The organism is Mycobacterium sp. E2989, assembly GCF_001667595.1.
Taxonomy (GTDB): Bacteria; Actinomycetota; Actinomycetes; order Mycobacteriales; family Mycobacteriaceae; genus Mycobacterium.
The window spans coordinates 11793-32023 of sequence record NZ_LZJX01000018.1; the positions used below are offsets into that span (position 1 = coordinate 11793).

Annotated in this window: 22 protein-coding genes; 15 read left to right on the forward strand and 7 right to left on the reverse strand. The window is 70.8% G+C overall.

What is annotated here, in order from left to right; genetic code table 11:
• Nucleotides 1-15: 15 nt before the first annotated feature.
• The 6 genes from A5680_RS04100 to A5680_RS04125 are packed head-to-tail and all read left to right on the forward strand — an operon-like array spanning nt 16 to nt 4762.
• Nucleotides 16-789: an SDR family oxidoreductase gene (locus tag A5680_RS04100; RefSeq protein WP_055405171.1), complete on the forward strand. Its 774-nt coding sequence runs from the start codon at nt 16-18 to the stop codon at nt 787-789.
• Complete coding sequence (pyrE, locus tag A5680_RS04105; protein WP_055405170.1) at nt 776-1318, forward strand: orotate phosphoribosyltransferase; 543 nt, start codon at nt 776-778, stop codon at nt 1316-1318. The genes A5680_RS04100 and pyrE overlap by 14 nt, the downstream gene beginning before the upstream one ends.
• Nucleotides 1319-2227 carry a hypothetical protein gene (locus A5680_RS04110; protein ID WP_055405164.1) on the forward strand — a complete coding sequence of 303 codons (909 nt, stop codon included), beginning with the start codon at nt 1319-1321 and terminating at the stop codon, nt 2225-2227.
• Nucleotides 2224-2868: an RNA methyltransferase gene (locus A5680_RS04115; RefSeq protein ID WP_067816675.1), complete on the forward strand. Its 645-nt coding sequence runs from the start codon at nt 2224-2226 to the stop codon at nt 2866-2868. The genes A5680_RS04110 and A5680_RS04115 overlap by 4 nt, the downstream gene beginning before the upstream one ends.
• A gap of 58 nt (nt 2869-2926) precedes the next feature.
• Nucleotides 2927-4069 (forward strand): XdhC family protein, encoded by a 1143-nt coding sequence (locus A5680_RS04120; RefSeq protein WP_067816473.1) that lies wholly within the window; start codon nt 2927-2929, stop codon nt 4067-4069.
• A gap of 54 nt (nt 4070-4123) precedes the next feature.
• Nucleotides 4124-4762: an SRPBCC family protein gene (locus A5680_RS04125; protein WP_067816476.1), complete on the forward strand. Its 639-nt coding sequence runs from the start codon at nt 4124-4126 to the stop codon at nt 4760-4762.
• Here A5680_RS04125 and eutC read toward each other — a convergent pair.
• Nucleotides 4686-5489: an ethanolamine ammonia-lyase subunit EutC gene (gene eutC / locus A5680_RS04130; protein ID WP_055405161.1), complete on the reverse strand. Its 804-nt coding sequence runs from the start codon at nt 5487-5489 to the stop codon at nt 4686-4688. The genes A5680_RS04125 and eutC overlap by 77 nt on opposite strands.
• The gene (locus A5680_RS04135) at nt 5486-6895 is read right to left on the reverse strand and encodes an ethanolamine ammonia-lyase subunit EutB (RefSeq protein ID WP_055405160.1); all 1410 of its coding nucleotides are present in this window, start codon (nt 6893-6895) and stop codon (nt 5486-5488) included. Before A5680_RS04135 ends, eutC begins: the two co-directional genes overlap by 4 nt.
• Nucleotides 6896-6923: 28 nt before the next feature.
• On the opposite strand from A5680_RS04135, the gene A5680_RS04140 reads away from it, so the two are divergent.
• Together A5680_RS04140 and A5680_RS04145 are read left to right on the forward strand one after the other, a co-directional pair.
• A complete protein-coding gene (locus A5680_RS04140; protein ID WP_055405159.1) occupies nt 6924-8045 on the forward strand; it encodes a glycoside hydrolase family 76 protein in 1122 nt (373 codons plus the stop codon).
• Nucleotides 8042-9991: an acetoacetate--CoA ligase gene (locus A5680_RS04145; protein ID WP_067816479.1), complete on the forward strand. Its 1950-nt coding sequence runs from the start codon at nt 8042-8044 to the stop codon at nt 9989-9991. Before A5680_RS04140 ends, A5680_RS04145 begins: the two co-directional genes overlap by 4 nt.
• Here A5680_RS04145 and A5680_RS04150 read toward each other — a convergent pair.
• On the reverse strand, nt 9950-10651 hold the full coding sequence (locus tag A5680_RS04150; protein ID WP_055405596.1) for a DedA family protein: 702 nt from the start codon (nt 10649-10651) through the stop codon (nt 9950-9952). The genes A5680_RS04145 and A5680_RS04150 overlap by 42 nt on opposite strands.
• 58 nt (nt 10652-10709) lie before the next feature.
• On the opposite strand from A5680_RS04150, the gene fbaA reads away from it, so the two are divergent.
• Nucleotides 10710-11744 carry a class II fructose-bisphosphate aldolase gene (gene fbaA / locus A5680_RS04155; RefSeq protein ID WP_055405599.1) on the forward strand — a complete coding sequence of 345 codons (1035 nt, stop codon included), beginning with the start codon at nt 10710-10712 and terminating at the stop codon, nt 11742-11744.
• On the opposite strand, the gene A5680_RS04160 is transcribed toward fbaA, so the two are convergent.
• On the reverse strand, nt 11741-12571 hold the full coding sequence (locus A5680_RS04160) for a hypothetical protein (RefSeq protein WP_055405597.1): 831 nt from the start codon (nt 12569-12571) through the stop codon (nt 11741-11743). The genes fbaA and A5680_RS04160 overlap by 4 nt on opposite strands.
• A gap of 124 nt (nt 12572-12695) precedes the next feature.
• Between A5680_RS04160 and A5680_RS04165 the strand changes: the two genes are divergently transcribed.
• Nucleotides 12696-13103, forward strand: coding sequence for a DUF3151 domain-containing protein (locus tag A5680_RS04165; protein ID WP_055405598.1), 408 nt, complete (start codon nt 12696-12698; stop codon nt 13101-13103).
• Here the strand turns inward: A5680_RS04165 and A5680_RS04170 are convergent.
• Nucleotides 13100-13996, reverse strand: coding sequence for a cation diffusion facilitator family transporter (locus A5680_RS04170; RefSeq protein ID WP_067816480.1), 897 nt, complete (start codon nt 13994-13996; stop codon nt 13100-13102). The two genes, A5680_RS04165 and A5680_RS04170, sit on opposite strands and share 4 nt — an antisense overlap.
• Before the next feature lie 40 nt (nt 13997-14036).
• Nucleotides 14037-14810 (reverse strand): site-2 protease family protein, encoded by a 774-nt coding sequence (locus A5680_RS04175; protein ID WP_055405473.1) that lies wholly within the window; start codon nt 14808-14810, stop codon nt 14037-14039.
• Between the two features lie 105 nt (nt 14811-14915).
• Between A5680_RS04175 and A5680_RS04180 the strand changes: the two genes are divergently transcribed.
• The gene (locus tag A5680_RS04180) at nt 14916-15161 is read left to right on the forward strand and encodes a hypothetical protein (protein WP_067816484.1); all 246 of its coding nucleotides are present in this window, start codon (nt 14916-14918) and stop codon (nt 15159-15161) included.
• A 9-nt stretch (nt 15162-15170) separates the two neighbouring features.
• Here the strand turns inward: A5680_RS04180 and A5680_RS04185 are convergent, their stop codons facing one another.
• On the reverse strand, nt 15171-15797 hold the full coding sequence (locus tag A5680_RS04185) for a hypothetical protein (protein ID WP_055405476.1): 627 nt from the start codon (nt 15795-15797) through the stop codon (nt 15171-15173).
• Nucleotides 15798-15994: 197 nt separating this feature from the next.
• Between A5680_RS04185 and A5680_RS04190 the strand changes: the two genes are divergently transcribed.
• The 4 genes from A5680_RS04190 (at nt 15995) to purT (ending at nt 20224) form a co-directional block, all read left to right on the forward strand.
• Nucleotides 15995-16882 (forward strand): histidine phosphatase family protein, encoded by an 888-nt coding sequence (locus A5680_RS04190; protein WP_067816678.1) that lies wholly within the window; start codon nt 15995-15997, stop codon nt 16880-16882.
• Nucleotides 16883-17014: 132 nt separating this feature from the next.
• Nucleotides 17015-18313 (forward strand): adenylosuccinate synthase, encoded by a 1299-nt coding sequence (locus A5680_RS04195; protein ID WP_067816486.1) that lies wholly within the window; start codon nt 17015-17017, stop codon nt 18311-18313.
• A complete protein-coding gene (locus A5680_RS04200; protein ID WP_055405470.1) occupies nt 18310-18960 on the forward strand; it encodes a PaaI family thioesterase in 651 nt (216 codons plus the stop codon). The genes A5680_RS04195 and A5680_RS04200 overlap by 4 nt, the downstream gene beginning before the upstream one ends.
• Before the next feature lie 25 nt (nt 18961-18985).
• Complete coding sequence (gene purT, locus A5680_RS04205) at nt 18986-20224, forward strand: formate-dependent phosphoribosylglycinamide formyltransferase (RefSeq protein ID WP_067816489.1); 1239 nt, start codon at nt 18986-18988, stop codon at nt 20222-20224.
• Nucleotides 20225-20231: the final 7 nt, after the last annotated feature.

Here is a 20231-nt window from a genome sequence, read left to right on the forward strand (position 1 = left end):
ATTAGGATGTCGCTCATGCCCCGCCCCGTAGCCCTGATCACCGGGCCCACGTCCGGGATCGGCGCCGGCTTCGCGCGACGCTTCGCGAACGACGGCTACGACCTGGTCCTGGTGGCCCGCGACGTGGACCGGCTGACCGATCTGGCCGGGGAACTGGCGGACCGGGCCGGTGACATCGAGGTTTTGCCGGCCGACCTGGCCGAAGCCGCCGGCCGCGAGCAGGTCTGCGAACGGCTGGCCCGGGGCGTGCGGGTGCTGGTCAACAACGCCGGCTTCGGCACCTCCGGCGACTTCTGGGCCACCGACCCGGCGCTGCTGCAGTCGCAGCTCGACGTCAACGTCACCGCCGTCATGCACCTGACCCGGGCGGCGCTGCCGGCCATGCTGGACGCCGGCGCCGGCACCGTCATCAACATCGCCAGCGTCGCCGGGCTGGTGCCGGGCCGCGGCTCCACCTACTCGGCGTCCAAGGCGTGGGTGATCTCGTTCAGCGAGGGCCTGTCCGTCGGCCTGCAGGGCACCGGCGTGGGGGTGCACGCCGTGTGCCCGGGCTACGTGCACACCGAATTTCACGCCCGGGCCGGCATCGACATGGCCAAGTCGCCGTCGTTCATGTGGCTCGAGGTGGACGACGTGGTGAATCAGAGCCTGGCCGACATCGCCCGCGGCAAGGTGATCAGCATCCCGGGCCTGCAATACAAGGCGATCATCGCCGCCGAGCGGATGATCCCGCGGACCCTGATGCGGGCCGTGACCAAGCGAATCGGCGGTGGCCGTGGCCGGACCTGACCCGCACGAGGAACTGGCCGAGCTGGTGCGCCGGCTGTCGGTGGTGCACGGCCGGGTCACCCTGTCGTCGGGCAAGGAGGCCGACTACTACGTCGACCTGCGCCGCGCCACGCTGCACCACCGGGCCTCCGCCTTGATCGGCACGCTGATGCGCGACCTCACCAGGGACTGGGACTACGCCGTGGTCGGCGGGCTCACGCTGGGCGCCGACCCGGTGGCCACGGCCGTCATGCACGCCCCGGGCCGTCCGATCGACGCGTTTGTGGTGCGCAAGTCCGCAAAAACCCATGGGCTGCAACGTCTTATCGAGGGCTCCGAGGTTTCCGGCCAGCGAGTGCTGGTGGTCGAGGACACCAGCACCACCGGCGCGTCGGCGCTGACGGCGGTGCACGCCGTCCAGGAGGCCGGCGGACACGTGGTCGGCGTGGCCACCGTCGTCGACCGTTCCACCGGCGCCGCCGAGGCCATCGAGGCCGAGGGCCTGCCGTACCGCAGCGTGCTGGGCCTCGCCGATCTGGGGTTGGGCTAATTGCATTGCCGCGCACAGCTTCTCGCGGTTGCGGCCTGCGTGCTGGCCTGCCTGACGGGGTGCTCGGGCGCCGGCCAACCGGTGCGCCCGTACGGCGCGCAGGGGGCGCGGCTCGGCGAATCGGTGTCGCTGCTGGGCTGGAACATGTCGGTGTCGAACCTGCGCTGGGACGGCGACTACGTGCTGATCGACGTCGACGCCTCCGCGGCCAACCCCAAGGCGCCGCACGCCAAACCCGAGGACATCCGGTTCGGGCTCTACGGCGCGCTGTCGCACCCGATGGAGTCCAACGGGGTGGGCAGTTGTGATCGCCCGACGGACAAGGCACCCGAGGTCCACTCGCCGCTGTCGGCATCCGGCGACCGGCTCGCCGGGACGGTTTGCCTTGGGCCGCTTAAGGATCGGAGCCAAGTCCGTGGCGTGTACACCTACTCGCCGCGCGACCGGATCCCGAACAGCTCGGCGGCCTACCCGGCCGCGTTTCCGGTGGGGCTGATGCCCACCAACGCCAACGACACCGGCGTGGCGGTCAAGACCACCAGCCTGTCGGCCTGGCGCGCCGACGGCGCCCCGATGACCAAGGCGCAGCTCGGCGATCCCGCGGCCTTCAACGGGAACGGCTTCATGCTGCTGGGTCTCGAGGTCGACGGGATCGCGGCCCGGTACCGCGACGACTCGGCCAAGCGCGGCGGCCCGCTGATGCTGCTCGCGTCTCCGACGCTGCCCGGCGCCGGCCTCAACCCGGCCTGCGCTGCGTACGGGTCGTCGGTGCTGGTCCTGCCCGACGCGTCGCTGGACGCGGTGCACGTCAGCGCGTCGCTGTGCACCCAGGGCGAGATCAACGAGGCGTTGCTGTATGCGACGGTGGCGGTCGACGGCACCCACGCCGGGGTGTGGACGCCGCGATGACCGGTCCCGGGCCCACCGAATGGGCGACGCCGGGCGGCGGGGTCGGGCCGTGGGTGGGTGAGCCGCCCGACGACCCGCGTTATGACCCAATTCTGTTGCGCGAGGGCGACACTCGTAACGTTGTCGACGCCTACCGGTACTGGACGCGGGAGGCGATCATCGCCGACATAGACCGGCGCCGGCACCCGCTGCACGTGGCGATCGAGAACTTCGGGCACGACGCCAACATCGGGTCGGTGGTGCGCACCGCCAACGCGTTCGCGGTGCACACCGTGCACGTCGTGGGCCGGCGGCGCTGGAATCGCCGGGGCGCCATGGTGACCGACCGCTATCAGCGGCTGTGCCATCACGACAACACCGCCGAATTGCTCAGCTTCGCCGCGGACGCCGGGCTCACGGTGGTCGCGGTGGACAACGTTCCGGGGGCGGCCCGGCTGGAGGAGACCGCGCTGCCGCGCGAGTGCCTGTTGGTGTTCGGTCAGGAGGGTCCGGGCATCACCGACGACATCCGGGCGGGCGCGGCGGTGACGGTGTCGATCGCCCAGTTCGGCTCCACCCGCAGCATCAACGCCGGCGTCGCCGCCGGGATCGCCATGCACGCCTGGGTTCGCCAGCACGCCGACCTCTCCCACGCCTGGTAGCCACTCAAAGCCAACGATTCACACGCGGGGCCTGAGGCCGTCACTCTACGTTGAGAGAGTGCGTGACGTGATTGCCGAGCTGATGTCGATCTGGCGCGCGGGCGACACCGCGGGGCTCGGCACGGTGGTGCGCACCTTCCGGTCCGCCCCGCGCCCGCCGGGAGCCGCGATGGTGGTGGCGCCGGACGGCTCGGTCGCCGGGTCGGTGTCGGGCGGCTGCGTGGAGGCGGCGGTGTACGACCTCGCCACCGAGGCCGCGCGGACCGGGACCGCGCGGCTGGAACGCTACGGCGTCAGCGACGACGACGCGTTCGCGGCGGGGCTGACGTGCGGGGGCGTCATCGATGTCTTCGTCGAGCCGGTTTCGCCCGCGACGTTCCCCGAACTCGGCGCGGTGGCCGACGACATCGCCGCGGGCCGCGCCGTCGCGACCGCGACCGTCATCGCCCACCCCGATCCCACCCGGGTCGGCCGGCGGCTGGTGATCCGGCCCGACGGGGTGGCGGGGTCGCTGGGTTCGGCGCGCGCCGACGCCGCGGTCGCCGACGACGGGCGCGGCCTGCTGGCGCTGGGCCGCAGCGACGTTCTGGAGTACGGGCCCGACGGGCAGCGGCTCGGCGACGGCATGGAGGTCTTCGTGGCCAGCCATGCGCCGCCGCCGCGGATGCTGGTGTTCGGGGCGATCGACTTCGCGGCGGCGCTGGCGCGGCAGGGCTCCTTCCTCGGCTACCGCGTCACCGTGTGCGACGCCCGGCCGGTGTTCGCCACGCGGGCGCGCTTCCCGACGGCCGACGACGTCGTCGTCGACTGGCCCCACCGCTACCTCGCCGCCCAGGCCGCGGCGGGCGCCGTCGATCGCCACACCGTGATCTGCGTGCTCACCCACGACCCCAAGTTCGACGTGCCGCTGCTCGAGGTGGCGCTGCGCCTGCCGCAGGTCGGCTACGTCGGGGCCATGGGCTCGCGCCGCACGCACGACGACCGCGTGATCCGGCTCAAGGCCGCCGGGCTGACCGACGCCGAGCTGGGCCGGCTGTCCAGCCCCATCGGGCTGGACCTCGGCGCCCGCACCCCGGAGGAGACCGCGGTCTCGATCGCCGCCGACATCATCGCCAGGCGCTGGGGCGGCGGCGGCCGCCCACTGACCCAGATCGTGGGGCGGATCCACCACGACGCGGGGGACCCCACTCTACTTCCGTAGTGCCGCCCGTAGGCTGGTGCTCGACGCCGCTTCACACGCGAGAGGACCCGGGGCATGAAGATCGCCAACCAGTTCACCGTCAGCGCACCCATCGACCAGGCGTGGGACGTGCTGAGCGACCTGGAGCAGGTGATCCCGCTGATGCCCGGCGCTTCGCTCACCGGCCACGAGGGGGAGGACTACCTCGGCAAGGTCAAGGTCAAGGTCGGGCCGGTCACCAGCGAATTCAGCGGCAAGGTCCGCTTCGTCGAGCACGATCGCGGGCAGTACCGGGCGGTCATCGACGCCAAGGGCAAGGAGACGCGCGGCACCGGCAACGCGGCCGCGACGGTCACCGCCGTGCTGCAGCCCGACGGCGAGAAGACCGGCGTCACCGTGGACACCGACCTGAAGATCGCCGGCAAGCTGGCCCAGTTCGGCAGTAGCATGCTGCAGCAGGTGTCGGAGAAGCTGCTGGGCCAGTTCGTCGAGTCGCTCGAGGCCAAGCTGGCCGCCGAAGCGGTGGCCGCGCCGGCGACCCCGGAGGGCCCCGCGCAGATCGGTCGCCCCCCGGAGCCGCGTCACGCCGCCGAGCCCGAGCCCATCGATCTGCTGGACCTCGCCGGGGGCGACCAGCTCAAGAAGTACGCCCCGGTGCTGCTGGCCGTGCTCGCCGCGCTGCTGCTGGGCTGGGTGCTGGGCCGGCGGGGCTAGCACCGCCGATCGCCGCCCGCGTCGTGTCCTTGAGGGCGACCCCCGAGCGGCCGAGTTCGCGGGCGCCGGCGACCAGCGCGGCGGTGACCGCCGCGGCCGTCGCATAGTCCAGGCCGTCGGGTGGATGGATGTTGGAGACGCAGTTGCGATCGGCGTCGGTGCGTCCGGGCGCCGGCCGATGCGTCAGGTAGATGCCCAGGCTGTCGGCTACCGACAGCCCCGGACGTTCACCGATGAGCACGAGAACCGTTGTGACGCCAAGGGTTTGACCGATATGGTCGCCGAGCGCGACGCGCGCCTGGGTCGCGACGACCACCGGGGCGATTCGGTACCGGCCGTCGAATGCGCGGACCAACGCGTCGACCATGCCCGCGGCGTGGTCGGTCAGCGCGCGCGGCGAGAGGCCATCCGCGAGCACAAAACCGATGTCGGCCTTGGTGTTTGGCAGACTCGACAGGTCGGCCGGGCTTCGGCCGAGGTCGGGCCGGCGCAGATATTCGCCGCGCGAGCCGGCCCGGCTGCACACTCGCAGCGGTGCCTCGATGCCGACCTCACCCAGCCGCTGGACGAGGCCGTCGACGTCGAGGGGATCGTGCACGGCATCACGCGCCGCGGCGTGCGCGGCCTGAAATTCCAGGACGCGCCGGGTCGGTAGCGAGTCGCCCGCCCGCCCGAGCCCGATGCGTGCCTGCGTGGTCGCCCGCAGTGGTGCCCACAGGTCGGTCATCGGCCGGCCGCCAGCGCGCGCAGCGGCGACGTCGCCAGGTCGACGGGCAGGATCCGGCCGTCGGCGTCGGCCATGCCCAGGCCGGCCAGCCACGCCTCGAATTCGGGAGCGGGCCGCAGCCCCAACGCCTTTCGCACATACAGGGCGTCATGAAACGAGAGGCTCTGGTAGCCGAGCATGATGTCGTCGGCACCGGGAACGGTGATGACGAACGCGGTGCCCGCCACCCCCAGCAGGGTGAGCAGCGTGTCCATGTCGTCCTGGTCGGCCTCGGCGTGGTTGGTGTAGCAGACGTCGACGCCCATCGGCAGGCCGAGCAGCTTCCCGCAGAAGTTGTCTTCGAGCCCGGCGCGGATGATCTGCTTGCCGTCATAGAGGTACTCCGGCCCGATGAATCCGACCACGGTGTCGATCAGCAGCGGCTGCAGCGCCCTGGCCACCGCGTAGGCTCGCGCCTCCAGCGTCTGCTGATCGACCGGCCTGTTCCCCACGCCGAGGTGGGCTCCGGCCGACAGCGCCGCACCCTGCCCGGTCTCCAAGTACATGACGTTGTCTCCGACGGTCCCGCGGTTCAGCGACCGGGCGGCCTCGTTGGCCTCCCGCAGCATCGCGATCGAGGTGCCGAAAGATGCGTTGGCGCCCTCGGTTCCGGCGATCGACTGGAACACCACATCGACGGGGGCGCCGCGCCCGATCAGCTCCATCGTGGTGGTGACGTGGCACAGCACGCACGACTGGACGGGAATCGCGAACCGCTGCCGAATGTCGTCGAGCAGGCGCAGCAGCTCGGACGCCGCGTGCGGCGAGTCGGTCGCGGGGTTGATGCCGATCACCGCGTCCCCGCAACCCATCAGCAGCCCGTCGAGCAGCGCCGCGGCGATCCCGCGCGGGTCGTCGGTGGGGTGGTTCGGTTGCAGCCGGGTGGCGAGCGTGCCCGGCAGCCCGATCGTGGTCCGCAAGGCCGCGGTGGCGCTTGTCGTGGCGGCCACCGAAATCAGGTCCTGGTTGCGCATGATCTTCGACACGGCCGCAACCATTTCCGGTGTCAGCCCCGGCGAGACGGCGGCGATGCGCTGCGCGCCGTCGTCGCGGGACGCGGCATCCAGCAGCCAGTCGCGAAAATCCCCCACGGTCAGGCCCGCGATCGGGCCGAACGCGTCGGGGTCGTGGGTGTCGATGATGAGCCGGGTGACCTCGTCGGTCTCGTACGGCACGACCGCCTCGGTGAGGAACGTCGCGAGTGGGATGTCGGCCAGCACCCACGCGGCCGCGGCCCGCTGCGCGTCGGAGTCGGCGGCACACCCCGCCAGCTGGTCGCCCGAGCGCAACGGCGTCGCCTTCGCCATCACGTCGACCAGGCCGGAGAAGGAGTGCGTGGTTCCCGAAATGGTTTGCCGGTAGCGCATATATCAGTATGAGGCAGGATCTGGGGGTATGGATCAGCTGTGGGTCAACCGCGCGGCCAGCTCCGAAGCCGCCGTCACGCAACGGCACCTCAAACGCCTATGGGGGTTGCCCGGAACGCAGCTGGGCGTGGTGGCGTGGCCGTCGACGCGGCGGGACCGGATGTTCGGCACCTGGCACTACTGGTGGCAGGCGCACCTGCTGGACTGCCTCGTCGACGCGCAGCTGCGCGACCCGCAGCCCGACCGGCACACCAGGATCAACCGGCAGGTCCGCTCGCACCGGTTGCGCAACAACTTTCGCTGGACCAACAGCTATTACGACGACATGGCCTGGCTGGCGCTGGCGCTGGAACGCGCCGCGCGGATAGCCGGCGTGGAGCGGCATCGCGCGCTGCCGAAGCTGGCGGATCAATTTCTCGAGGCGTGGGTGCCCGAGGACGGCGGCGGCATCCCGTGGCGCAAGCAGGACCAGTTCTTCAACGCCCCGGCCAACGGACCGGCGGGGATCTTCCTGGCGCGCTACGGCGATCGGATGCGGCGCGCCCAGCAGATGGCGGACTGGATCGACGAGACCCTGATCGACCCGGAGACGCACCTGGTTTTCGACGGCATCAAGGCCGGGTCCCTGGTCCGGGCGCAGTACTCCTACTGCCAGGGAGTGGTGCTCGGCCTGGAAACGGAACTCGCGGCGCGCACCCATGACGACCGGCACGCGCCGCGGGTGCACCGGCTGGTCGCGGCGGTCGCCGAGCACATGGCCCCGACCGGCGTGCTGGCCGGCGCCGGCGGCGGGGACGGCGGCCTGTTCTCCGGCATCACCGCGCGCTACCTCGCCCTGGTCGCGACCGCCCTGCCCGGCGATTCGGCCGACGACGCCGCGGCCCGCGACACGGCCCGCCGGGTTGTGCTGGCGAGCGCGAAGTCGGCGTGGGACTACCGGCAAACGGTGGACGGGGTGCCGCTGTTCGGCCCGTTCTGGGATCGCGACGCCCAGGTGCCGGGCGCGGAGGGCGGCCAGGCGCAATTCGTCGCGGGCGCGGTGAACAGTTCCGAGGTGGCCGAACGGGACCTGTCCGTGCAGCTATCCGGGTGGATGCTGATGGAGGCCGCCTGTAACGTCACCGCCGTGACGGCAGGGAGCGCGACATGACCGAGCCCGGCGGCTGGATTCCCGACGAGGCGACGCTGGCCGAAGCGAACCTCACCCGCTTCATCGCGTGGCTGGGCGAGACCGGCCGCGGCCACTTCGACGACTACCACGCGCTGCGGCGCAAGTCCGTCGAGGACATCGAATGGTTCTGGGACGCCGTCTGGAAGTTCTTCGACATCCAGGCGGACAGCCCCCCAACCGCGGTCCTGGGGGGGCGTTCCATGCCCGGCGCCCAGTGGTTCCCCGGCGCCACGCTCAACTACGCCACCGAGATCTTCCGGCACGCCACCGACGAGCGCCCCGCCATGATCGTCGTCGGCGAGGACGGCGCATGCGAGTGGTCGTGGGAACGGCTGCGCCGGGAGACCGGCGCCTTCGCGGCGTACCTGCGCGGCCTGGGGGTGGGGCCCGGGGACGCCGTCGTCGGGTATCTGCCCAATGTCGGCGAGGCGGCCGTCGCCGCCCTGGCCGCCGCCAGCGTCGGCGCCATCTGGGCGGTGTGCAACCAGGACGTTTCGGTCGACGGCGTGATCGCCCGGCTCGGCCAGGTGGAGCCGGCCGTGCTGGTGGCCACCGACGGGTCGGTGTACGACGGCAAGCGCATCGACCGGCGCGCGGAGCTGGACACGATCCGGCGCGCGATGCCCAGCCTGCGGGCCGCGGTGGTGGTGCCCCGGCTCGGGCTCGCGGCCGAGGGCGACACCGTCGGATGGGCGACGGCCCTCGCCGCGGATGCCCCGCTGGAGATCACACCGGTCCCGTTCGCCCACCCGCTGTGGGTGATGTTCTCCTCGGGCACCACCGGTAAGCCCAAGGGCATCGTGCACGGGCACGGCGGCACGGTGATCGAGCACCTGAAATACCTTGGCCTGCAACTGGACCTGCGCGCCGGTGAGCGGTTCCTGTGGTACTCGTCGACCAGCTGGATGATGTGGAACCTGTTGCTGTCCGGCCTGCTGGTGGACACCACCATCGTCCTATACGACGGCAGCCCAACGCATTTGAGCACCGACGGGTTGTGGCGGGTCGCCGCCGAGGCGCAAGTCAACGTGCTCGGCGCCGGGGCGGGCTACCTGTTGGCCTGCGCCAAAAAGGAATTGAAGCCCGGGGCGACCTATGCCCTGGATGGGCTGCGCGCCGTGGGTTCCACCGGTTCACCGCTGCCGGCTTCCGGATTCCGTTGGGTCCAAGAGGGACTCGGCCGATCGGTGCCGGTGATCTCGATGAGCGGGGGCACCGACGTCTGCACCGCCTTCATCGGCGGCTGCGCGATCCTGCCGGTGGTGGCCGGCGAGTTGTCCTGCATCTGCCTGGGCGCGGCCATCGAATCCTGGGCCGGACCCAACCAGCCGGTCGTCGGCGAGGAGGGCGAACTGGTGATCACCGAGCCCATGCCGTCGATGCCGGTGTTCTTCTGGAACGACGACGACGGCAGTCGCTACCGCGCCGCCTATTTCGACAAGTACCCGGGGGTGTGGTGTCACGGTGACTGGATCACCATCACCGAGCGGGAATCCGTTGTGGTGCATGGTCGTTCGGACGCCACGCTGAACCGCATGGGCGTGCGGATGGGCAGCGCCGAGATCTACACCGCGGTGGAGGGCATGCCCGAGGTGGGCGACTGCCTGGTGGTCGGGGTCGAGCAGGACGACGGCGGCTACTGGATGCCGCTGTTCGTGACCCTGGCGGACGGCGCCGAGCTGGACGAGGCGCTGCGGTCGCGGATCGTGGCGGCCATCCGTCAGCACGCCTCGCCGCGCCACGTGCCCGACGACATCCTGGCGGTTCCGGGGATACCGCGCACGCTGACCGGTAAGCGGCTGGAGATCCCGATCAAGCGGATCCTGCTGGGCGCCGCACCCGGCGAGGCGGTGCAGCAGAGTTCGATCGACCGCCCCGAGCTGCTAGACGCTTTCGTTGCGTACCGCAGAAGTCGGGTGTCCTGAGTCCGGCTCGGCCCCCGCGCGCCGGCGGCCCCGGTAACTGCGCCAGGCCGCGATGCACGCCGGCGTCAGGGAGACGACCAGGATGGCCAGCAGGATCTTCTGCAGGTTGTGGTGCACGAACGGCACGTTGCCCAGGAAGTAGCCCGCCAGCGTCACGCCGCCGCCCCACAGGATGCCGCCGACGATGTCGAAGCCCAGGAACACCGGGTAGCGCATGTATGACACCCCGGCGACCGGCGGGACGAACGTCCGCACGAACGGCGCGAACCGCGCGAGGATGATCGCCCACGGACCGTATTTCTCGAAGAACGCGTGCGACTCGGTCACGTAGTGCTTCTTGAAAAACCGGGAGTCTTCCTTCTTGAACAGCGCCGGGCCGATCCGCCGGCCGATGAAATACCCGGTCTGATCGCCCAGGATCGCCACCAGGGCGACGGCGGGGGCCAGCACCCAGATGCTGGCCGGTGGGTTCGCACCTGCGGCCAGCAGCCCGCCGGTGAACAACAGCGATTCGCCGGGCAGCAGCGGAAACAGCAGGCCGGTCTCGATGAAGACGATGATCAGGATGCCGGGCAGCACCGCGGAGCCGAAAACGCCGTCGGCGCCCAACCAGTACATCGGGTCGAAGATGTGGGGCAGGGCCGTCACGGTGGTGCTCACGATGCTTCAACATACCGTTGTTGCGATACTGGATGGGCCCAGCCGCCAGGAGGAGCTCATGCCCATCGCCACGCCCGAGGTGTACGCCGAGATGCTGGGCCGCGCCAAACAGAACGCGTACGCCTTCCCCGCCATCAACTGCACGTCGTCGGAGACGGTCAACGCCGCCATCAAGGGTTTCGCCGACGCCGGTAGCGACGGCATCATCCAGTTCTCCACCGGCGGCGCGGAGTTCGCGTCGGGCCTGGGGATCAAGGACATGGTGACCGGCGCGGTGGCGCTCGCCGAGTTCACCCGGGTGATCGCCGACCGGTACCCGGTCAACGTCGCGCTGCACACCGACCACTGCCCCAAGGACAAGCTGGACAGCTACGTCCGCCCGCTGCTGGCGATCTCCGCGGAGCGGGTGAGCGCCGGCGGCCATCCCTTGTTCCAGTCCCACATGTGGGACGGCTCCGCCGTGCCGATCGCCGAAAACCTGGTGATCGCGCAGGAACTGCTCAAGGCGGCCGCGGCCGCCAAGATCGTCCTGGAGATCGAGATCGGTGTCGTGGGCGGGGAAGAGGACGGCGTCGCCCACGAGATCAACGACAAGCTGTATACGACGCCGGAGGACTTCGAGAAGACCATCGACGCGCTGGGCCACGGCGAGCACGGCAAGTACCTGCTGGCCGCGACGTTCGGCAACGTGCACGGCGTCTACAAGCCGGGCAACGTCAAGCTGCGCCCCGACATCCTGGCCCAGGGCCAGAAGGTCGCGGCGGCCAAGCTGGGGCTGCCCGAGGATGCCAAGCCGTTCGACTTCGTCTTCCACGGCGGCTCGGGCTCGCTGAAGTCCGAGATCGAGGAATCACTGCGCTACGGGGTGGTGAAGATGAACGTCGACACCGACACCCAGTACGCGTTCACCCGCCCGATCGCCGGCCACATGTTCGCCAACTACGACGGCGTGCTGAAGGTGGACGGCGAGGTGGGCGCCAAGAAGGTCTACGACCCGCGCAGCTACCTGAAGAAGGGCGAGGCGTCGATGAGCGAGCGCGTGGTCGAGGCCTGCGAGGACCTGCACTGCGCCGGCAAGTCCGTGGGCGTCTAACCGCTGGGGGACTGGCAGATCTTCCACTGGTCGTCGCGGTACTGCAGGTCCAGGCTTCGGGTCGAACGCACCTGCGGGTCGTAGGCCATGAACGTCGTCACGTTGGCCTCGGCGTGCTGGCCGTTGACCACCACCTGGTCGATGCTGGCGATCACCGGATACTGCCTGGCTGCCGACACCCGTCGGTAGGTCTCGTCCCACGAGCGTTCGTCGTAGTCGGCGTACCCGTCGCGGGTGGTGCCGCAGGTGATGGTGCGCAGCGTCGTCAGGTCGCCCTTCTGGATCGCGGTGTCGAAGCTTTGGATGGTGGTGCGGACCTGGTCTTCCTGCGACACCTTGGTGTGCTTGCCGCGGGTGAGCAGCACCGTGCCCAGGATCGCGATCGCGGCCAGCGCCAGCACGATCACCACCAGCGCCAGCACCCAGCCCCAGTTGAACTGCCGGGAGGTGCGCAGCTTTCCCCCGAGCCGAGGCGGAATCGATTGCGGCACAGCGGCTTTCGAGGTCACTTCGGGCTGGGCGGGGATGCCCTCCGGCGGTGAAGCGAAGACCTCGGTGGCGGGCTCGGGGGTGGTGGCGATCACCGCGGTCTCTTTCGCGTCGAAACCGGGCGCGGTGAAGCGGCGCTCGCGCTGCTGGGCGTCGTAGTCCTCGCCGGCATCCGCCGGGGCAGCGCCGGGCTCGGGCTTGATCACCACGGTCTCGGTCTCGGCGTCGCTCGGCACCAGCGGGACGCCCTCGGTCGCGTCTTCGCTTGACGGCGCGGCCCATTCGTGCCCGGGCGGGTTCGGCGCGCCGCCGCGGTCGGGCTCGGGTGGATGGGGCATGAGTGCTGCTGTCCTCCGCTATCGGGTGGGCTAGTTGGAGAGCTTAGCGACCCGCCCCCCTCGATGGGGCGATGGTTGAGGTCCGGCGTCCCGGCAAAACGACGCGGCTGGGAGGATGGGAGTCATGACGCGAGACCTTCTCGGACCCGACCCGACCCTGCTGCCGGGCGATCCCGACGCCGAGGCCGAGCTGCTCGCCGGCGAGAAGCCCGGGATCGTCGCCGCGGCGCACCCGTCGGCGTCGGTGGCGTGGGCGGCGCTGGCCGAGCAGGCGCTGGCCGACGACCAGGCCATCACGGCCTACGCGTACGCCCGCACCGGCTATCACCGCGGCCTGGATCAGCTCCGGCGAAACGGGTGGAAGGGCTTCGGCCCGGTGCCTTATTCGCACGAGCCCAACCGCGGGTTTCTGCGGTGTGTGGCGGCCCTGGCGCGCGCCGCCGACACGATCGGCGAAACCGACGAGTTCCTGCGTTGCCTGGATCTGCTTGACGATTGCGACCCGGCCGCGCGGCCGGCGCTGGGGCTCTAGAAGCTTTCCGAGCACCCCGCGTCGCCCGGCGACTCGATCTGGACCGTGGCGTGCTCCAGCCCGCGGGCCGACAGCACGGAACGGGCCTCCTGCAGCACCCGGGCGGAGTCGCCGGAGCTGCGCAGGTGCGCGGTGCACATGTCCTTGCCCGGCGACAGCGTCCAGACGTGCAGGTCGTGCACCTCGGTCACGCCGTCGACGGCGCCCAGCGCCGAGCGCAGCTCCTCCACGTCGATGTGGGTCGGTGACGCCTCGGACAGGATCCGCAACGCGTCGCGGGCCAGCGAGATCGCCCGCGGCAGCACCCAGAGCGCGACCAGCACCGCGACCACCACGTCGGCGTACGGCCAGCGCGTGGTCACGGTGACCACCCCGGCGATCAGCACGCCGAGGCTGCCGACGCTGTCGGCGACCACCTCCATGTAGGCGCCCTTGACCGCCAGGCTCTGCGCCGAGTGGGACCGCAGCAGCAGCGCGACCACCAGGTTGGCGAGCAGCCCGGCCAGCGCGACCACGATCATCGGCACGCCCGGGACCGTCGGGGTTTCCCGCAGCCGCTGGATCGCCTCCCACAGGATGAACAGGGACACCCCGAGCAGCAGTCCGGCGTTGGCCACCGCGGTGAACACCTCGGCCCGGTGCCACCCGTACGTGCGCGACGGTGACGCGCTGCCCCGGCGGGCCAGCGTCACCGCGGCCAGCCCCATGAAGACGGCGACCACGTCGGTCAGCATGTGGCCCGCGTCGGCCAGCAGCGCGATCGAGTTGATCAGCAGCGAGGTAGTCAACTCCACGACGAAGAACGCCGCCAGGATCGAGGCGGCGATGATCATCCGGGGAATCAGCCGAGACGCGTCGGTCTCGGCGGGGGTGTGGTTGTGGCCGGCGCCCATGGCCAGCAATATATGCGGATTTACGCATATATGGCAAGCGTCAGAGCCAGCGGCTCCAGAATCGGGTCAGCACGTTGCCCGCGGACACCAGCCAGCCGGGCACCCCGGAGAAATCGAACAGCCACAGCACCACCTGAAAGAACCAGGCGCTGGCCGGCCACAGCAACAGCAGCAGGATGAAGAAGCCCCACTGCTTGGCGGGGGCCACGGCCCGCTGCGTCTCGGGACTCAGGTGCGGTTCGAGGGCGTCGTAGCCGTCCAGGCCCGGGATCGGCAGCAGGTTCAGCACCACCGCCGTCAGCTGCAGAAATCCCAGGAACGCCACGCCCGCCCACAGCACCGCGTGGTCGGGCTCGTAGAGCAGTCGCGTCAGCGCCAGCAGCAGCACCGCCAACACCAGGTTCGCCGCCGGGCCCGCGAGGCTGACCAGCGTGCGACGCTTCGGCGTCATGAACCAGGTTCGTAGGTACACGGCGGCGCCAGGCAGGCCGATCCCGCCCAGCGCGATGATCACCATCGGCAGCAGCAGCGAAAGCGCCGGATGGCTGTAGCGCCGCGGATCCAGCGTCAGGTACCCGCGGACCGCGGCGTCGTGGTCGCCGAACCGCCAGGCGGTCACCGCGTGACCGAATTCGTGCAGGCACAGCGACACCAGCCAGCCCGCGATCACGAAGGTGAACACCCCGGCATACGCCAGCGGCCGCACGGTCGAACCGGCCAGCCAGGCGAGCACGCCGCCGATCGCCGTCACGGCCAGCAGGGCCAGGAAGATGGGGCTGGGTCGCACCGATTCGTGCCGGGCGGGCGGGATCACCGGTCGAAACTATCGGACCGTCGGCCGGCCTCGACGTGGCGGTGCGACGTCGACCGGCAGCCCGGCCCCCTGTGAATTCGCGGCGCGGGAGGGTACCGATTAGGCATGACTGATAAATGGTTCTCCGACGTCGATGCGCCGGGACAACTGACCCTGGCGGATCTGTGCGACCAGATCGAGCAGAAGATCCATCTCAACGCGGACAACCAGAGGCCCCCTGAGGAGTTCGGCGACTGGCAGACGTGCGTGGCGGACCGGGACGCCACCATCCACAAGCTGAGCGCCGCCGTCGTCAACCTTTGCCAAATGGTCAAGCACCTGGCGTCCAAGCAGCAGGGCGACGGCGCCTAGCCCCGCGACCTACCGGACCGCCAGCCAGCCCTCGACGTGGCGGTAGAACGTCGAGCGGCGCGCGGGACGCGGCGCGGACACGCCGTCGCGCACCACGGTGACCCCGGTGCTGCCCAGCTGGACCGCGCGGCCGGCTACCCAGCGGCGCCGGCCGACGCGCGCGCGCAGGCCCGGCACGTCAACCGTCGGCTCGATGTCGACGGCGGCCGCGTCGCCGTCGAACAGCACCGCGTCGTCGACGACGGCCTCCCCGCGCAGCAGCCGCCCCTCGGCGGGCAGCCAGGACGCCCGCCCGACGACCACCGACCCGGTCTCGTCGCGCACCAGCGGCACCCGCCGCGCCGAGCCCCGCAGCGCACGCCGCGCCGCCCGCCGTCCGGCGGGCAGGCGGTAGGTCCGCGTGGCGCGGGTGCGCCGGCGCGGCGCGTAGGCCATCTCGATGTCGAGCCGGCCGGCGCGCAGCAGCCGGGTCAGCACCGCGGCCAGGTCGGCGTCGGCGCCGAGCACCACCAGCCGCCGATACGGTCCGATCGCGGCGTCGATGTCGGTCGTGTGTACCGGCAGACCGGCCAGCGGCCCCGGCACCCGGCGATCGCCGAACAGCAACACCGCGACAGCACGATCTTCTTGCCTCACCAATGCCTTTGTCTTCCAATGCCTCTCGACCACAGGACGGCCAGACCGGCTGAGCGGCGGACGATCTCGTCATCACGACACAGTCACAACATGATTCCGGACTGCGAAAGTTGCTGCGTCATCGCCTGATGTCAACCGGATACTTTACTCCTGCCACGGGGTCAACGAATGGGTGGCCAAGAGAACGGAGAACTGCCATTCGCCGACTCACCCTTGGCGCCGTTGCGCTTTCGGCTGCCCTGCTGTGCGTCGGGCCGGCGACCGCCTGGGCCGACGAATCGATCGTGATCGACTTGGTGCGGCACGGCCAGTCGGAGTCCAACGCGGCCGGCGTGATCGACACGTCGGTGCCCGGAACGGCGCTCACCGCGCTCGGCCAGCAACAGGCGAGGGACATCGCCACCGTGATCGCCGCGCAGGGCCCGGTGGCCGGGATCTACGCGTCGCAGTTGATCAGGACGCAGCAGACCGCGGCCCCACTGGCGGCCATGCTGGGCATGAACGTGCAGGCATTGCCCGGGCTCAACGAGATCGACGCCGGCGCTTTCAACGGCCAGCCCCAGTTCAGCCTCGCGGGGTTGGTGTACCTGCTGGGCCCCGTCGCGTGGCTGCTGGGGCTGCGCATCGTGCCGATGCTGGTCCCGGGCTCCACCGACGCCAACGGATTCGAATTCGCCAACCGCTTCAACGGCGCGCTGCAAACGATGTACGGCAACGCGGCCGGCTTCACCGACACTTTGCAGACGATGTACGCCAATGCCATGGCCAACCCGGTTCGGTCCACGGGCGGCAAGATCACCGAGGTGGCGTTCTCCAGCGAGTTCACCATCGGCGTCGGGACGATGATGACCGTCAAGAATCCCGATCCGCTGCTCTTGCTCTTCGATCCGCTGCCGAACACCGGCATTGTCGAGATCCAGGGCAATCCGCACGACGGCTGGAGGCTGGTCAGTTGGAACGGGAAACCCGTGTGGCCGGGTTGGGCGGCCAAGAGGCCCGCTCGTGACGCGAACCCCCTGTGCCTGATGTTGGACGCACCGGCCCGGGGCGGTGTGTGCGCGGCCAAACCGGCCGCGACGTCGTGAAGCGGGGCCGTTCGCGACACGAGCCGGGATTCAACCGGGCCTTGGCACAGGTCCGTTGCCGCCCGACGTTTAGGATCGCCACGTGAACGGCGCCTTGCCAGTAGAGCCACAGTAAGCAGGCGGGAGCAAGTCATGCCGGCAATCGTCCTCATCGGCGCCCAGTGGGGCGACGAGGGCAAAGGTAAAGCCACCGACCTGCTCGGCGGGCGCGTGCAGTGGGTGGTGCGCTACCAGGGCGGCAACAACGCCGGACACACCGTCGTCCTACCGACCGGCGAGAACTTCGCGCTGCACCTCATCCCGTCCGGGGTGTTGACCCCCGGCGTCACCAACGTCATCGGCAACGGCGTCGTGGTCGACCCCGGGGTGCTGCTCGACGAGCTCAAAGGCCTCGAAGACCGGGGCGTGGACACCACCAAGCTGCTGATCTCCGCGGACGCGCACCTGCTGTTGCCCTACCACGTGGCCATCGACAAGGTCACCGAGCGCTACATGGGCAACAAGAAGATCGGCACCACCGGGCGCGGCATCGGGCCCTGCTACCAGGACAAGATCGCCCGGCAGGGCATCCGCGTCGCCGACGTGCTCGACCCCGAGCAGCTGACCCACAAGATCGAGGCGGCGCTGGAGCTGAAAAACCAGATCCTGGTGAAGATCTACAACCGCAAGGCGCTGGACCCGCACCAGGTCGTCGACTCGCTGCTCGCGCAGGCGGAGGGGTTCCGCCACCGCATCCGCGACACCCGGCGGCTGCTCAACGCGGCGCTGGAGACCGGCGAGACGGTGTTGCTGGAGGGCTCCCAGGGCACCCTGCTCGACGTCGACCACGGCACGTATCCCTATGTCACGTCGTCGAATCCGACCGCGGGCGGCGCCGCCGTCGGGTCCGGCATCGGCCCCACCCGCATCACCACCGTGCTGGGCATCCTGAAGGCCTACACCACCCGGGTGGGCTCCGGGCCGTTCCCCACCGAGCTGTTCGACTCCAACGGCGAATACCTCTCCAAGACCGGCGGCGAGTTCGGTGTCACCACCGGGCGGCGGCGCCGCTGCGGCTGGTTCGACGCCGTCATCGCCCGCTACGCCACCCGGGTCAACGGCATCACCGACTTCTTCCTGACCAAGCTCGACGTGCTCTCCAGTCTGGAAACCGTGCCGATCTGCGTCGGCTACCGCATCAACGGCGAACGCACCAACGACATGCCGATGACGCAGGCCGACCTGCACCGCGCCGAACCGGTCTACGAGGAGTTGCCCGGCTGGTGGGAGGACATCTCCGACGCGCGGGAGTTCGACGACCTCCCCGCCAAGGCGCGTGACTACGTGTTGCGGCTGGAAGAGCTTGCCGGAGCGCATGTTTCGTGCATCGGCGTCGGGCCGGGACGGGAACAGACGATCGTGCGCCGCGACGTGCTGGCGGCCCGCCCGTGACCCAGCCGGCGGCCGAGCCCGACCCGAAAGAACTCGACCCCGAATACGACCACCACGGCGGCTTCCCCGAATACGGCCCGGCCAGCCCGGGCCCGGGGTTCGGCCGGTTCGTCGCGGCCATGCGCCAACTGCAGGACCTCGCGGTGTCCGCCGACCCCGGTGACGACCTGTGGGACCAAGCCGCCGACCGGGCGGCGGCGCTGGTGGCGCTGCTGGGGCCGTTTCAGGCCGACGAGGGCAAGGCCCCGGCCGGGCGGACGCCCGACCTGCCCGGCATGGGCAGCCTGCTGCTGCCGCCCTGGACGCTGACCAAGTACGCGCCGGACGGCGTCGAGATGACCGGTTACTTCAGCCGATTCCACGTCGGCGGGAATCACGCCGTGCACGGCGGGGTGCTGCCGCTGCTGTTCGACCACGTGTTCGGCATGGTCTCGCACGCCGCGGGGCGCCCGATCAGCCGGACGGCCTTCCTGCACGTCGACTACCGCAAGGTCACCCCGATCGACACGCCGCTGTCGATACGCGGCCGAGTCACCAGCACCGAGGGCCGCAAGGCGTTCGTGGCCGCCGAACTCGTTGACGGCGACGCGACCGTGCTGGCCGAGGGCAACGGGCTGATGGTGCGGCTGCTTCCCGGCCAGCCCTGACGCGCGGCGCACCTATCCTGGTGCGGTGACTGACGGCGTGACCGAAGGACCAGACGACAAGACGACCGCGCTCACCGTCCCGCCGCAACCGCCGGCGGGCGACGCCGACGTCCGGCCGCGCGTGGCGTTGCTGGGTTCCGGTGAGCTAGCCCGCGAACTGGCGATCGCCCTGGGCCGCCTCGGCGCGCGGGTGATCGCCGTCGACGAGCGCGGCGGCGCCCCCGCGCACGCGGTGGCCGAGCAGTCGCTGGTGGTTCCGCTGACCGACGCCGACCAGCTGACGCAGGCGATCCGGGGACTGCAGCCGGATTTCGTGGTCACCACCACCGACGCGATCGCGACCCAGGCCCTCGAGGGCGTCGAGGGCGCGCAGCTGGTGCCCGGCGCCCGCGCCGTGCGGCTCACCGCCGACCGCGAGGGCCTGCGCCGGCTGGCCGCCGACGAGTTGGGCCTGCCCACCGCGCCGTTCTGGTTCGTCGGCTCGGCCGCCGAGCTCGAGGCGGTGGGCGCGCACGCCGGCTACCCGCTGCTGGTGCAGCCGGTGCTCACGGCCGACGGGCGCGGCCGGTCGGTGGCGTCCGGACCCGACGACATCGCGGCGGCCTGGCAGCGCGCGACGGGGGGCAGCGGGGAGCAGCACCGGGTGCTGGCCGAGACCGTGGTGGAGGTCGAGTTCTACGTCACCCTGCTGGCCGTGCGCAGCGACGGGCCGCACGGGCCGGTGATCGACTTCTGCTCGCCCATCGGCCACGGCGAGGGCGCCGACGTGCGCGAGTCCTGGCAACCGCAGCGGATGAGCCCGGCGGCCGTGGACGCGGCCAAGTCGATCGCCGCGCGGATCGTCAAGGCGCTCGGCGGGCGGGGTGTCTTCGCCGTCGAGCTGATGATCAACGGGGACGAGGTGTACTTCGTCGACGTCACGCCCCGCCCCGCCGACACCGCCTGGGCCACGGTGCCCAGCCAGCGGCTGTCGGCGTTCGAACTGCAGGCCCGCACCGTCCTGGGGCTGCCGGTTGACACCATCATGATTTCGCCTGGCGCGGCCCACCGGGTGGAGCGCGCCGACGCGCCGCCCGCCGCGCTGGCCGGGGCGCTGGCCGGCGTGCCGGAAACCGACCTTCGCCTGGCCGGGCGGGGTTTCCAGGCGCTGGCGACGGCGCCGGACGTGGCAGCGGCGCGGGACCGCGCGCGGGAGGTCGCGGACCGCCTGGCGGTACGGCACCAGGGCCCACACAGCTCGGTCACGCGAGAGGCGCGGTTATAACCTCGCT